Genomic DNA, 13,362 nt, shown 5'->3' on the forward strand with positions numbered 1-13,362 from the left:
TGTGATCGTGTTCGACCCCGAAGGAGCACCACAGTGAAACCCAGGCAGCTTCCGCAAGACCCGATGATCCAGAAGCTCGTACAGGTTGCGCAGTCGCAGGTGACGCGACGCAGCATTCTGGCCGGCGCCGGAGCGAGTGCGGCGGCCCTCGCCCTCGCTGCCTGCTCGACCGGTGGCGCGTCCAGCAAGCCCACCGCGGCCAAAGACCAGTCGTCGTCGAACAAGTCCATGACCTGGGCCAACTGGCAGGCCTACCTCGACCAGGACGACGCGGGCAAGTACCCGACGCTCGAGGCCTTCGAGAAGAAGACGGGCATCTCGGTGAAGTACGACGTCGCCGTCGACGACAACAACACCTACTACGCGAAGGTCAAAGACCAGCTCGCACTGGGCAAGGACATCGGCGCCGACACGGTCTGCCTCACCGACTGGATGATCGCGCGTCTCATCCGGTTCGGCTATGTGCAGTCGTTCGACGAGGCGAAGATCCCCAACAAGAAGAACCTGACGCCGGCGCTGCAGGACGCGGACTTCGACCCCGGTCGCAAGAAGTCGCTGCCCTGGCAGAGCGGGTTCGCGGGCATCTGCTGGAACAAGAGCAAGGTCCCCGGCGGCCTGAAGTCGGTCGACGATCTCTGGAAGCCGGAGCTCAAGGGCAAGGTGGGCGTGCTCAGCGAGATGCGCGACACCATGGGCCTGCTCATGCTGCAGCAGGGCGTCGACATCTCGAAGAAGTTCAGCGACGACGACTACAACAAGGCCATCGACAAGATCACCAAAGAGGTCAGCGACGGCCAGATCCGCAACATCAAGGGCAACTCGTACCTCAACGACCTCAAGAGCGGCGACACGCTCGCCGCGATCTGCTGGTCGGGCGACATCACCCAGCTCAACGCCGAGGCCGGCGACAACTGGGAGTTCATCCTGCCGGAGGCGGGCGGAACCCTCTGGAGCGACAACTTCGTCATCCCGATCGGCTCGACCCGCAAGTCGAACGCCGAAGAGCTGATCAACTACTACTACGAGCCCGAGGTGGCCGCCGAGGTCGCCGCCTGGGTGAACTACATCACGCCGGTGGTGGGCGCGAAGGAGGCGGCGGTCAAGATCGACCCCGACCTCGCGGACAACCAACTCATCTTCCCGGATGACTCCACGCTGGCGAACGCGCACATCTTCCGCACCCTCACCCCGGCCGAGGAGCAGAAGTATCAGACGGCGTTCCAGAAAGTCATCCTGGGCGCCTGATGGCCAGGGGAGTGTTCGCCGAGTCCGGCGCCGACCTGCAGCTGGTCGGGATCAAGAAGCGTTTTCCGGGGTTCACGGCGATCGAGAACCTCGACCTCACCATTCCGGCCGGGTCGTTCTTCGCCCTGCTCGGGCCGTCCGGATGCGGCAAGACGACAACGCTGCGACTGGTGGCAGGACTCGAGGAGCCGACGGAGGGCTCCATCCTGATCGGCGGCAAGGACGTGACGAACACGAAGCCGTTCCAGCGGCCGGTCAACACCGTGTTCCAGAGCTATGCGCTCTTCCCGCACATGACGATCCTCGAGAACGTCGCCTTCGGGCTGCGGCGGCGCAGGATCAGCGATCCGGTAGCCAAGGCGCACGAGGCCCTGCGACTGGTCGAGCTCGACCATCTCGCCGCGCGCCGCCCCGCGTCGCTCTCCGGCGGTCAGCAGCAGCGCGTCGCGCTCGCGAGGGCCGTGGTCAACCGCCCGGCCCTGCTGCTGCTCGATGAGCCGCTCGGCGCGCTCGACCTGAAGCTTCGCCGCCAGATGCAGCTCGAACTCAAGTCGATCCAGACCGAGGTCGGCCTGACGTTCGTGCACGTGACCCACGACCAGGAGGAGGCCATGACCATGGCCGACACCGTCGCGGTGATGAACAAGGGCTCGATCGAGCAGATGGGCGCGCCCGAGGTGCTGTACGAGCTGCCGGCAACGGTGTTCGTCGCCAACTTCCTCGGACAGTCCAACCTCTTCGTCGGACCGGTGCTCGACGGCGGCGGCGACACGATCGGTGTCGAGGTGGCCGGCCATCGCATCTCCGTTCCGAAGGCGCGTGCGCAGCGCACGACGGGCTCGGTGACGGTGGGCGTCCGCCCCGAGAAGCTGACCCTGCACGAAACTGCGGAGGCCGTCCCGGCCGGCCGCAACCAGCTCGGCCCCGGCCGCGTGATCGACGTCTCGTTCAGCGGAGTGAGCACGCAGTACATCATCGCGATCCCCGGTCTCGGCAGCGTCGTCGTCTTCGCCCAGAACATGGCGTCGGGCCCGGTCGTCGCGCTCGGAACCGAGGTGTGGGTCGCCTGGGATGCGCAGCACACCTTCGTGCTCGCCGACGAGCCGCCGGCCGACGGGCGCTTCTCCGACGACACCGACACGGACATGATCGCCACGCAGGCCAAGGAACGCCTGCTCTCGGAGCTCGAGGGGGCCTGAGGATGGCCCTCGCCGCCTTCACGACCGCCGCCCCGCCCGGAACGGAGCAGGAGCCGACGCAGCGTCGCCGGAGCGGGATCGCACTCGTGCTCCTGCTGCCCGGCGTGCTCTACCTGGTGCTGTTCTTCCTCACGCCGCTCATCTCGCTGATCATCACCTCGTTCCAGGCCCCCGTGGTCGACGGCGACATCGGTCAGTATCAGGCGGCGTTCCGGTGGGAGAACTACACCGAGTCGATCGCCGAGTACTGGCCGCAGATCATCCGGTCGTTCGTGTATGCGACCATCGCCACCGCGGCCGCCCTGCTGATCAGCTATCCGCTGGCGTACTTCATCGGTGTCAAGGTGCGGCGCTTCCCGTTGGTGCAGAACCTGCTGATGACCCTGGTCATCGCCCCCTTCTTCATCAGCTTCCTGCTGCGCACCCTGGCCTGGAAGCAGCTGCTCTCCGACGACTCGTTCTTCACCAGCACGCTGAAGGCGCTCTCGATCCTGCCACCGGATGCGCACGTCACCGGAACCGCGTTCTCGGTCATCTTCGGTCTGACCTACAACTTCATCCCGTTCATGACTCTGCCGCTGTATACGACCCTCGAGCGCCTGGACACCCGGTACCTCGAGGCCGGATCAGACCTGTACGCGAGCTCGTGGACCACCTTCCGCAAGATCACGCTGCCTCTGTCGCTGCCCGGCATCGTCTCGGGCACCCTGCTGACCTTCATCCCGGCGGCCGGCGACTACATCAACGCGTCGCAGGACTTCCTCGGCGGTGCGGACACGTCGATGATCGGTAACGTCATCGAGAGCAACTTCCTGGTGCTGCAGAACTACCCGACCGCGGCCGCGATGTCCGTGGTGCTGATGGCGGTCATCCTGGTGATCGTGGGCTTCTACGTGAAGCGCAGCGGAACGGAGGACCTGCTGTGAAAGGCTTCCGGTTCAAGGGTCTCGGTCTCGGCATCTACGCCTTCCTGGCGTTGACGTTCCTGATGATCCCGATCATCTACACGTTCATCTTCTCGTTCAACGCGTCTCTCAAGAACAACATCGCGTGGCGCGGGTTCACCTGGCACAACTGGACGAACGTGTGCGACGCGGCCGGGATCTGCGACGCGTTCGCGGCCAGCATCATCATCGGCATCATCGCCACGGTGATCGCGACCGTCCTCGGCACCATGATCGCGATCGCGCTCATGCGGTACCGGTTCCGGTTCCGCTCGCAGACGAGCCTGCTGCTGTTCCTGCCGATGGCGAGCCCCGAGGTCGTGCTCGGCGCCGGTCTGGCCGCCCAGTTCCTCAGCCTCGGCGTGAACAAGGGCTTCGGCACGATCGTCATCGCCCACGTGATGTTCTGCATCAGCTTCGTCGTCGTGACGGTGAAGGCGCGCGTCGCCAGCCTCGACCCGGCACTCGAGGAGGCGGGACGCGACCTCTACGGTTCGCCGATCGCGGTGTTCTGGCGCATCACCTTCCCGCTGCTGCTGCCGGGCATCCTGGCGGCGGCGCTGCTGTCGTTCTCGCTGAGTTTCGACGACTTCATCATCACGAACTTCAACGCGGGGGCGGTGACGACCTTCCCGATGTACATCTACATCGCGGCGTCGCGCGGCATCCCGGCGCAGGCGAACGTGATCGCGTCGGCTGTCTTCATCATCACGATCCTGGTCGTGCTGATCACGCAGCTCAGTTCGGCGGCCCGCGCGAAACGGCTCGCGCGCATCCGGTAGACCCCCGAAACCGCACGGCCCGGCACGTTCAGTGCCGGGCCGTTGCGGTCGGGTCCGTCAGGCGGCGTAGGTCGCGCGAATCTCTCCGACCGGCTCGCCGCCGCCGAGCACGGCGAGGTCGAGCTTCGGTGCGACCGCGTCGACGGCGCTGCGGTCGACGGCGCCGGCGTCGGCCAGCAGCGAAAGGGCGACGATGGTCGCCGCACGCAGGCTGCCGTCGAGGACCTTGAGTGCGACGGTGGTGCCGTCGGGCGCGGCCATGACCATGACACCCTCGGCCCCGAGCTTGGCGAAGACGCCGAGCTCGTCGATCACCACGGTGTTCGCGCGGCCGGGGCCGTCGATCGCCCAGCCGTTGGCCAGCACGGCATTCTTCAGCAGCGCGGCGTTGCGGTACAGGGCGAAGGGCGAACCGTCGGAGGCGGTGGCGATGCGCTGGATGCCACGGGCGAGCGTCGAGAGCGCCATCGCGTGGACGGGAGCACCGCATCCGTCGACGCCGGTCGCCACGACCTTGTCTCCGGTGAGGCGCTCGACGACGTCGCGCACCTGCTGCTGCATCGGATGCTGCGGGTCGAGGTAGCTCTCGGTGGGCCAGCCGTTCACGACGCAGGCCAGCAGCATCGCCGCATGCTTGCCGGAGCAGTTCATGTAGATCGGCTGCCGGTGCTCGGCCGCCCGGATGACGTCGTCGCGCGACGCCGAGTCGAGCGGCCAGTCGCTCGGGCACTTGAGCGTGCTCTCCGGCAGCTGGGCCTGGGCGAGCAGTCCGCGGACGACCGAGAGGTGGGCGGGGGTGCCGGCGTGGCTCGCGGTGGCCAGCACCGCGGCGGCGCCATCGAGTGAGACCCCGGAACCCATGATCGCGATGGCCTGGAACGGCTTCATGCTGGAGCGCGGGAAGACCGGCGCCGACGGCGCCCCGAGCGAGCGGGCGACGGAGCCGTCGGGTCCGAGCACGATCGCCGAGCCGACGTGACGCGACTCGACGAAACCGCTGCGCTCGACGACCGCGAGCTCGACGGCGTCGGCGGCGCTGAAGACGGCGGCGCTCACAGGGCGGCGAAGGCGTCGTCGAGCACCGAGACGGCGTCGGCGATCAGTTCGTCGGAGACCGCGAGGCTGGGCAGGAACCGGAGCACGTTGCCCCAGGTTCCGGCGGTGAGCACCAGCAGCCCCTGCTCGGCCGCGTACGCGGCGATGGCCGAGACGGCGGCGGCGTTCGGCTCCTTGGTCGTGGAGGCGGTGCCGGGCTGCACGAGCTCGATGGCGAGCATCGCTCCGATCCCGCGCACGTCGCCGATGATGTCGTACTTCTTCTGAAGTTCGAAGAGCGCCGGCTTCAGCGCCTTCTCGATGCGTGCGCCCTCGTCGAGCAGCGAGCTCTTCTCGATCTCCTCGAACACGGCGATGGCGGCCGCCGCGGCGACCGGGTTGCCGCCGAACGTGCCACCGAGACCGCCGGGCTGGGCGGAGTCCATGATCTCGGCGCGTCCCGTGACGGCGGCGAGCGGCAGGCCACCGGCGATGCCCTTCGCGCTCAGCACGAGGTCGGGGACGAGACCGAAGTGCTCGCTGGCGTAGTAGGCGCCGGTGCGGGCCATCCCGCTCTGGATCTCGTCGGCGATGAACACGACGCCGTTGGCGGTGCACCACTCCTGGAGGGCCGGGAGGTAGCCGTCGGCCGGGACCATGAAGCCGCCCTCGCCCTGGATGGGCTCCACGACGAGGCACGCGAGGTCGGATGCGCCGATGACCTTCTCGAGGTAGCCGATCGTGCGTGCGGCCGCCTCCGCGCCGCTCAGCCCATCGCGGTACGGGTAGGAGCTCGGTGCGTGGTACACATCGCCGGCGAACGGACCGAAGCCGGTGGCGTACGGCATGGCCTTGAAGTTCATGGCCATCGTGAGGTTCGTACGACCGTGGTACGCGTGGTCCAGCACGGCGACGGCGCGACGACCGGTGTGCTTGCGGGCGATCTTGACGCCGTTCTCGACCGCCTCGGCGCCCGAGTTGACGAGCACGGTCTTCTTGGCGTGATCGCCGGGGGTGTGCTCGGCGAGCAGCTCGGCGACCCGCACGTACTCCTCGTACGGAGTGATGGTGAAGAGGGTGTGGATGACGTCCTGCAACTGGCTCGCGGCGGCCTCGACGACGGCGGTCTCGGTGTGGCCGACCGTCGTGACCCCGATGCCGGCGCCGAAGTCGACGAACTGGTTGCCGTCGACGTCGACGAGCACGGCGCCGTTCGCCTTGGCGATGTACACCGGCAGGGTCGAGGACACCCCGCCGGGCACGACGGCCAGGCGTCGCGCGTGCAGTTCCTGCGACTTCGGGCCGGGGATGGCGGTGACGATTCGACGTTCCTGCGCGACGGAGAAAACGGGCGCAGCGGTGCTCACAGTGTCAGTCATGATGACTCGAGTTTAGCCGGGGTGCGAGAATCGAAGAATGAACCTCGACCACCGCTATGCGATCGACCTTCAGTGGACAGGGAACCGCGGCAGCGGCACGAGCGGCTACAAGGACTACGGGCGCGACCACGTGGTCTCGGTGGAGGGCAAGCATCCGATCGAGGGGTCGGCCGACCGCGTCTTCTTTGGCGACCGTGACCGCTGGAACCCCGAGGAGCTGCTGCTCGCCGCCCTCAGCCAGTGCCACATGCTGAGCTACCTCGCCGAGGCGGCGCGGGCCGGCGTCGTGGTCGTCGGATACACGGATGCGGCGACCGGGGTCATGGAGCAGACCTCGAACGGCGGCGGCCATTTCACCAGCGTCCTGCTGAGCCCGAGAGTCACGGTCGCTGACCCCGCTCAGGCGGAGCTCGCCGCGGCGCTGCACGCCCCCGCGGCCGAGAAGTGCTTCATCGCCGCGTCGATGAACTTCCCCGTCGAGCACGCCCCCGAGATCCTCGTCCTCGCCTGACCGGCGGCCGACGCAATCGAGTCCGGGAGAAATCGCGGTCCGCCTCGCGGCGGCGGCGATTTCTCCCGGACTCGATTGTTGTGGGCGTGGGTCAGGCGCAGCCTAGACGCGCCGTGGGCACCGTGGAGATCGGGGCAGCGGAGATCGGCGCCAGCGGAGCTTGCGCCGTGGCGGCGGGAGCCGCGACCTCCGGCGAGGCGGAGCGTTCTGCCCAGCGGTGCATGGCGGCTGCCCAGCGGCCGTCGCGGGCCAGGGGAGTGAGTTCGTCGTCGCGCGACTCGCGCTGACGGCGCTCCATCGCACGGTCGCGCTCGCGCTCGCCCAGTTCGGCGATGCTCGTCAGCCACAGTGTGAGCGGATGCATGATAACCACCTAACTTGTTTTGATGGTTAGAGCTTACCGTAACCCGCTATTGAGTTACAATGGTTACATGCGTACGAATGCTCCCGAGCTGGGCGCCGACCTGCTCGTCGATTTCCTCAACACGCTCGACGTGGAAGACGGCATCGACGCGATCGACGATGCCCCGGGATTCGGCGCCTGGGCCGAGCAGCACGGGGTGGATGCGGGCGACCGCACCGAGGCGAAGCGCGTGCGGGATGCTCTGCGAGCCGTCGTCGACGGTGAAGAGGCCGACCTCCCGTCCGTCGGGCTGGAGACGACCTGCGGAGAGCGCAGCGTCGGACTCGCGGCCCACACGGCAGCGGAGGCCGCGGTCGCCTCGTCCCTGATCCTCAGCATCCAGGGCCGGTTCGGGCGCGTGAAGCTGTGCGGGGCGGAAGACTGCCGCTGGGCGTTCTACGACGTGTCCCGCAACGGCTCCCGCACCTGGTGCAGCATGGGCGTCTGCGGCAACAGGCAGAAGGCGCGCACCTACCGCGCCAAGCAGGACGACGCCGAACCGGTGGACCAGCAGCGAGACGCAGCGGCCCGCTAAGCCCGCTAGACCCGCTAGAGCCGCTCGGGACGCAGGGCGCGCTTCACGCGCTCGACCGCGCCGGCCGGGGGAGCCTCGTTGTACTTCTCCGCGAGCTCCTGGCCCGTGAGGCCGTGGATGGCGGCCATGATCTCGTCGGTGGCCTGACGCCGAGCGCGACCGGACTCTGCCGGCCCGTAGCGGCTGACGTCGATGGGCTCGCCGAATGCCACGGTGAACTTCCTGACCCGCGGGATCTTGGTTCCCACGGGCTGCAGCTGGTCGGTGCCGATGAGGCCGACGGGCACGACCTTGGCGCCCGTCGTGAGCGCGAGCCAGCCGACGCCGGTCCGCCCCTTGTAGAGGCGGCCGTCGAGCGAGCGCGTTCCTTCGGGATAGAGCGCGAAGGCAGCGCCGGTGTCGAGGATGCGCTTCGACTGGTCGAGGGCGTCCTGCGCCGCTTGACCGGCTCCGCGCTCGACGCCGACAGCGCCGATCGCGGTGAAGAAGGAGCGCGAGAGCCAGCCCTTGAAGCCCGTGCCCTCGAAGTAGTGCGACTTCGCCAGGAACTGCACCCGGCGGGGCGCCATCAGCGGGATGACGATGCTGTCGATGAACGACAGGTGGTTGCTCGCGAGGATGATCGCCCCCTCGCGCGGCACGTTCTTGCGCCCGATGACGGTCGGCCGGTAAACGAGCCGGGCGATGGCGCCGACGACGGTGCGCCCGAACAGATACGTGAAGCCCGGACGCTTCACTGCGTTCGGCCCCTCGTCGGGTTCGGTCTTCGTCACGCGTACGAGACTAGTCGCGTGCGTATTCCCTGGTGGGTATGTGCGCGCTCACATCCGGCCGAATGGCGCGATCGGAGGGCAACCGAACCCGCCCACGTAGGTGAGGCACGAGGGCAGCCAGCCGGCGAAGCGCACGGCGAGCGGCGAGCCGAACCACTGGTTGTAGAGGCGCGAGAAGTTCAGGTTGCCGTAGGTCGCGCAGGCGCCGCCCTTGCCGGCCGGACGCGCCAGCGTCTGCGCGTTCGGCTGATACGGCGTGTAGTTGTAGAGGTTCGCCGTCGCCTGGTTGGCCACCGTGACGCGGCTCGTGCCGCACGTCGCGTCGGGATGGAACTGGATGCGGTTCTCGCCGACCTGATACCGCCAGTCGGTGGGATGCACCGTGTACTCCCTGAACTGCCAGGCCGCCCGGTACACCTGGTTGAAGAATCCGAAGTATTTGCGGTCGCAGGCCGCGGTGTCCGGGCAGGCGTAGCCGGTGGCCTTCTGATAACCGGATGCGCTGGGCGCGGTCAGCAGCGACTGCTCCTTCTGCAGCAGCACCAGCAGCACCCGGGGGCTGATCGTGCAGGCCGCCGCGACGCGGGCGATGATGCTGCTCGCACGCTCATCCCGTTCGCCGCGGATCGCCGTGCAGCGGTCCTTCGACGCCGGGGTGTCCGGCGTGTCCATCCGGTAGCGGGCGAGGCAGGGCACCCCGTCCTTCGGAGTGCAGGTCCGGTCGTCGAGGAACTGCTGGATATCGGCCTCTGTCATCGCGTTCGGATTGAAGAAGCTGTCGTCGCTGATGATGTCGCCCGGGTCGAACGACGCCTTCTCGTCGGCGCTCACACCGATCGCGGGGAGCACGGACAGGGCCGTGGCGACCGCCACGACCCCGACGAGCAGCCGCCAGCGCCTGATCCGCATTCTTTCGACGCCGCGCTCAGCTGACGCGCGCGAGCGCCTCTTCGAGAACGGTCGCCGCGTCGTCGATCAGCTCGTCGCTGATGATGACGGACGGCAGCAGACGGAGCACGCTGTCCCAGCTGCCCGCGTCGAGCGGGATGACACCGTTGGCCGTGGCGTGGGCGAGCACGGCCTTGAGGGCATCCGGGTTGGGGGTCTTGGTGCCCGGCTTCACGAGCTCGATGCCGAACATCGCGCCCTTGCCGCGCACCTCGCCGACCACGGGGAACTTCTCGGCCCAGTCGCCGATCCGGGCCCACAGGGCCTTCTCGACGCGCTTGGCCTCCTCGAGCAGGTTCTCCTGCTCGAACACGTCGAACACGGCGAGTGCGGCCGCCGTCGAGACGGGGTTGCCGCCGAACGTGCCGCCGATGCCGCCCGGCTGAACGGCGTCCATGATCTCGGCGCGGCCGGTCACGGCGGCCAGCGGGAAGCCGCCGGCGATGCCCTTGGCGCTCGTGACCAGGTCGGGGACGACGCCGTGGTGCTCGATGGAGTACCAGGTGCCGGTGCGTCCGATGCCCGCCTGGATCTCGTCGGCGACGAACACGATGCCGTTCTCGGTGCAGAACTCGGAGAGCCGCTTGAAGTAGCCGGGAGCCGGGATGATGATGCCGCCGTCGCCCTGGATCGGCTCGACGAACAGGGCGGCGAGCTCGGTGGCGCCGATGTGGGTGTTGATGTAGTCGATGGTGCGCTCGGCGGCCTCTTCGCCGGTCATCCCCTCCGGGTCGCGGAAGGGGTAGCTGATCGGCACGCTGTAGATCTCACCGGGGAACGGACCCATTCCCGCGCGCTCCGGCCACGGGCGGTAGGTCATCGCCATGGTGAGGTTGGTGCGGCCGTGGAACGCGTGGTCGAGCGTGGCGATCGCCCGCCGGCCCGTGAACTTGCGAGCGATCTTGACGGCGTTCTCGACCGCCTCTGCTCCCGAGTTGACCAGGATGCTGTGCTTGTCGAAGTCGCCGGGGGTGATCTCGGCGAGCTTCTCGGCCACCCGCACGTAGTTCTCGTACGGGGTGACGGTGAAGAGGGTGTGGGTGAGCTTCGACGCCTGCTCGGCCGCGGCCGCTGCGACTGCGGGATGCGCGTGACCGATGGTGGTCACGCCGATGCCGCAGCCCAGGTCGATCAGCCGGTTGCCGTCGACGTCGACCAGAATGGCGCCGGAGCCGGACTCCATGTAGATGTTCGCGAGCGTTCCCGCGCCGCGGCTCACGCTGGCGACGCGGCGCTCCTGCAGTTCGACGGAGCGGGGACCGGGGAGGGCGGTGACGAGCTTACGGGTCTGCGGAACGGAGAAGTCGCGAGTCATTGTTCCATCGTAGGTCGCCTCGCTGTCAGCTTCAGCAAAGCCGCATGCGGCAGACTGTTACGGCATCCCCCCGATCACGAAGGTGTCAACCGTGCGTAAAACCCTCTCCATCCTGGCCGCCGGCCTCGTCGTCGCCGGCCTGGCGGCGTGCAGCTCCGGGAGCCCGACGGCGTCGTCGTCGCCATCGGCATCCGCGGCGTCCACCGCGTGCATCAACGTGAAGGAGGGAGACGCGTCGAAGGCGGTCACCGTCTCCGGCGCATTCGGAGCAACTCCGAAGGTGACGATCAAGACGCCGCTCAAGGCATCGTCGCTGGAGCGCAGCGTCGCGATCACGGGCGACGGCTCCGAGGTCAAGGGCGGCGACTCCGTCGACATCGCGATCGCGGCCTACAACGGCACGACCGGCAAGGAGCTCATCCCGGCGACCGGGTTCGGCGGCACGGGCGCCCAGGCGATCCCCGTCGACGCCACCAAGTACGCCCCCGGGCTCGTGCGCGCCGTCGAATGCCTCCCGCTCAAATCGCGTGTCGTGATCGCGGGCAGCGCCAAGGAGATGTTCGGCGCGGCCGACATCAGCCAGCTCTCGATCAAGGCGACGGACCCGGTCGTCTTCGTCGTCGACAGCATCGACAAGGCTCCGACGCGCGCCGACGGCACGCCCGTCGCGCCGAAGGCCGGATTCCCGACGGTCACGCTCTCCAAGACCGGCGAGCCCACGATCACCATCCCGAAGGCCGACCCGCCCACGACCACCCAGATCGCCGTGCTCAAGCAGGGCGACGGCGAGGTCGTGCAGTCGGGCGACACCGTCACCGTGCAGTACAAGGGCGTCCTGTGGCGCAACGGGCAGATGTTCGACTCCAGCTGGAGCCGCGGCGCCCCCACCCCTCTGCAGACCACCGGTGTCGTCAAGGGCTTCCAGAAGGCGCTCGAAGGGCAGAAGGTCGGAACCCAGGTCATCGCGGTCATCCCGCCGGCCGACGGCTACGGTAAGACCGGCCAGGGCGACATCAAGGCCACCGACACGATGGTCTTCGTGATCGACATCCTCAAGACCACGCGCTGATCCCCGCCGGCCGCCGCTGATCCCCGCCGGTCGCCGCCTGCGTACGATGAAGGCGTGCGCAGAGTAGTCATCCTCGGTTCCACCGGCTCGATCGGTACGCAGGCCCTCGACGTGATCGCGGCGAACCGCGACCGCTTCACCGTGGTCGGGCTCACCGCGGGCACCGCTGCGGAGCAGCTCGCCGAACAGGCGGAGCGGTTCGGCGTGACCGAGACGGCGCTCGGCGCCGACGATGCCGAACGGCTGGTGCGTTCCGTCGAGGCCGACGTGGTGCTCAACGGCATCACGGGTTCGGTCGGCCTCGGCCCGACCCTGGCCGCCCTCGAGACGGGCGCGACGCTCGCGCTGGCCAACAAGGAGTCGCTCATCGTCGGCGGCGAGCTCGTGAAGCGGGCCGCGGCGCCCGGGCAGATCGTGCCGGTCGACTCGGAGCACTCGGCGATCGCGCAGGCGCTGCGGTCCGGCACCGCCCAGGAGGTGCGTCGCCTCGTCCTCACGGCGTCCGGCGGGCCGTTCCGCGGGCGCAGTCGCGCCTCGCTCACTGACGTGACGCCGCGCGAGGCGCTCGCGCATCCGACCTGGGACATGGGGCTCGTCGTCACGACCAACTCGTCGACCCTCGTGAACAAGGGGCTCGAGATCATCGAGGCGCACCTGCTGTTCGACGTGCCGTACGACGACATCGAGGTCACCGTGCATCCGCAGTCCGTCATCCATTCGATGGTGGAGTTCGTCGACGGATCGACCATCGCCCAGGCCTCGCCGCCCGACATGCGCCTGCCGATCTCTCTCGGCCTCGACTGGCCGAACCGTGTGGCCGGCGTCGGCGTGCCATTGGATTGGACGACGGCGCACACCTGGACGTTCGAGCCGCTGGACGCCGAGGCGTTCCCCGCGGTCGCGCTCGCCAAGCGCGTCGGGCGGGCCGGTGGCACGTATCCCGCGGTGTTCAACGCGGCGAACGAGCAGGCCGTGACAGCGTTCCACGCCGGCGCGATCGGCTACCTCGACATCGTCGACACGGTCGAACGGGTGGTCGACGAGCACGAACCGGACGACGAGCTCAGCCGTGAGACGCTGCACGCCGCCGAGCGCTGGGCCCGCGGCGAGGCCGATCGCCTGATCGCGCGCTGAACCGGCTCCCACGGACGCCGGGCGGACATCCGGCTGATAGCTCGCACCGAGCCTTTGTGCGGCTCGTTCCAAGCTGACCACGGCTAGCCT

At 68.4% G+C, this 13,362-nt stretch carries 14 protein-coding genes; 8 read left to right on the forward strand and 6 right to left on the reverse strand.

Annotation, left to right across the window (positions count from 1 at the left end):
• Positions 1–33: 33 nt before the first annotated feature.
• The 4 genes from AC1DB1_RS15235 to AC1DB1_RS15250 are packed head-to-tail and all read left to right on the forward strand — an operon-like array spanning position 34 to position 4,170.
• Entirely contained in the window at positions 34–1,245 is a 1,212-nt protein-coding gene (locus AC1DB1_RS15235; RefSeq protein ID WP_271178060.1) for an ABC transporter substrate-binding protein, read from the forward strand.
• Positions 1,245–2,444, forward strand: coding sequence for an ABC transporter ATP-binding protein (locus AC1DB1_RS15240; protein WP_477201405.1), 1,200 nt, complete (start codon positions 1,245–1,247; stop codon positions 2,442–2,444). The genes AC1DB1_RS15235 and AC1DB1_RS15240 overlap by 1 nt, the downstream gene beginning before the upstream one ends.
• 2 nt (positions 2,445–2,446) lie before the next feature.
• Entirely contained in the window at positions 2,447–3,370 is a 924-nt protein-coding gene (locus AC1DB1_RS15245) for an ABC transporter permease (protein ID WP_477201406.1), read from the forward strand.
• Complete coding sequence (locus tag AC1DB1_RS15250) at positions 3,367–4,170, forward strand: ABC transporter permease (RefSeq protein WP_477201407.1); 804 nt, start codon at positions 3,367–3,369, stop codon at positions 4,168–4,170. The genes AC1DB1_RS15245 and AC1DB1_RS15250 overlap by 4 nt, the downstream gene beginning before the upstream one ends.
• A 57-nt stretch (positions 4,171–4,227) precedes the next feature.
• Here AC1DB1_RS15250 and AC1DB1_RS15255 read toward each other — a convergent pair whose 3' ends face one another.
• A complete protein-coding gene (locus AC1DB1_RS15255) occupies positions 4,228–5,226 on the reverse strand; it encodes an asparaginase (protein ID WP_477201408.1) in 999 nt (332 codons plus the stop codon).
• Positions 5,223–6,584, reverse strand: coding sequence for a 4-aminobutyrate--2-oxoglutarate transaminase (gabT, locus tag AC1DB1_RS15260; RefSeq protein WP_477201409.1), 1,362 nt, complete (start codon positions 6,582–6,584; stop codon positions 5,223–5,225). The genes AC1DB1_RS15255 and gabT overlap by 4 nt, the downstream gene beginning before the upstream one ends.
• A 37-nt stretch (positions 6,585–6,621) precedes the next feature.
• On the opposite strand from gabT, the gene AC1DB1_RS15265 reads away from it, so the two are divergent.
• The gene (locus AC1DB1_RS15265) at positions 6,622–7,095 is read left to right on the forward strand and encodes an OsmC family protein (RefSeq protein ID WP_477201410.1); all 474 of its coding nucleotides are present in this window, start codon (positions 6,622–6,624) and stop codon (positions 7,093–7,095) included.
• A 91-nt stretch (positions 7,096–7,186) separates the two neighbouring features.
• On the opposite strand, the gene AC1DB1_RS15270 is transcribed toward AC1DB1_RS15265, so the two are convergent.
• Positions 7,187–7,459, reverse strand: a complete 273-nt coding sequence (locus tag AC1DB1_RS15270; RefSeq protein ID WP_477201411.1) for a hypothetical protein — start codon at positions 7,457–7,459, stop codon at positions 7,187–7,189.
• 67 nt (positions 7,460–7,526) lie between these two features.
• On the opposite strand from AC1DB1_RS15270, the gene AC1DB1_RS15275 reads away from it, so the two are divergent.
• Positions 7,527–8,033 (forward strand): CGNR zinc finger domain-containing protein, encoded by a 507-nt coding sequence (locus tag AC1DB1_RS15275; RefSeq protein ID WP_477201412.1) that lies wholly within the window; start codon positions 7,527–7,529, stop codon positions 8,031–8,033.
• A 14-nt stretch (positions 8,034–8,047) separates the two neighbouring features.
• On the opposite strand, the gene AC1DB1_RS15280 is transcribed toward AC1DB1_RS15275, so the two are convergent.
• From AC1DB1_RS15280 to AC1DB1_RS15290, 3 genes are read right to left on the reverse strand one after another with little or no spacing between them, the layout of a single operon-like run.
• Positions 8,048–8,806 carry a lysophospholipid acyltransferase family protein gene (locus AC1DB1_RS15280; RefSeq protein WP_477201413.1) on the reverse strand — a complete coding sequence of 253 codons (759 nt, stop codon included), beginning with the start codon at positions 8,804–8,806 and terminating at the stop codon, positions 8,048–8,050.
• Positions 8,807–8,854: 48 nt separating this feature from the next.
• Entirely contained in the window at positions 8,855–9,715 is an 861-nt protein-coding gene (locus tag AC1DB1_RS15285; protein WP_477201414.1) for a hypothetical protein, read from the reverse strand.
• Positions 9,716–9,731: 16 nt separating this feature from the next.
• A complete protein-coding gene (locus AC1DB1_RS15290; protein ID WP_271178071.1) occupies positions 9,732–11,069 on the reverse strand; it encodes an aminotransferase class III-fold pyridoxal phosphate-dependent enzyme in 1,338 nt (445 codons plus the stop codon).
• 91 nt (positions 11,070–11,160) lie between these two features.
• On the opposite strand from AC1DB1_RS15290, the gene AC1DB1_RS15295 reads away from it, so the two are divergent.
• Complete coding sequence (locus AC1DB1_RS15295) at positions 11,161–12,138, forward strand: FKBP-type peptidyl-prolyl cis-trans isomerase (protein ID WP_271178072.1); 978 nt, start codon at positions 11,161–11,163, stop codon at positions 12,136–12,138.
• Positions 12,139–12,192: 54 nt separating this feature from the next.
• Positions 12,193–13,272, forward strand: coding sequence for a 1-deoxy-D-xylulose-5-phosphate reductoisomerase (dxr, locus tag AC1DB1_RS15300; RefSeq protein ID WP_477201415.1), 1,080 nt, complete (start codon positions 12,193–12,195; stop codon positions 13,270–13,272).
• Positions 13,273–13,362: the final 90 nt, after the last annotated feature.

The organism is Leifsonia sp. 10N434 (genome assembly GCF_056394405.1).

Excerpts from the sequence above, each read along its gene's own strand:
- AC1DB1_RS15240 (WP_477201405.1), top strand. The coding sequence starts at position 1,245 with ATGGCCAGGGGAGTGTTCGCCGAGTCCGGCGCCGACCTGCAGCTGGTC.
- AC1DB1_RS15245 (WP_477201406.1), top strand. The coding sequence starts at position 2,447 with ATGGCCCTCGCCGCCTTCACGACCGCCGCCCCGCCCGGAACGGAGCAG.
- gabT (WP_477201409.1), bottom strand. The coding sequence starts at position 6,584 with ATGACTGACACTGTGAGCACCGCTGCGCCCGTTTTCTCCGTCGCGCAG.
- AC1DB1_RS15265 (WP_477201410.1), top strand. The coding sequence starts at position 6,622 with ATGAACCTCGACCACCGCTATGCGATCGACCTTCAGTGGACAGGGAAC.
- AC1DB1_RS15270 (WP_477201411.1), bottom strand. The coding sequence starts at position 7,459 with ATGCATCCGCTCACACTGTGGCTGACGAGCATCGCCGAACTGGGCGAG.
- AC1DB1_RS15275 (WP_477201412.1), top strand. The coding sequence starts at position 7,527 with ATGCGTACGAATGCTCCCGAGCTGGGCGCCGACCTGCTCGTCGATTTC.
- AC1DB1_RS15285 (WP_477201414.1), bottom strand. The coding sequence starts at position 9,715 with ATGCGGATCAGGCGCTGGCGGCTGCTCGTCGGGGTCGTGGCGGTCGCC.
- AC1DB1_RS15290 (WP_271178071.1), bottom strand. The coding sequence starts at position 11,069 with ATGACTCGCGACTTCTCCGTTCCGCAGACCCGTAAGCTCGTCACCGCC.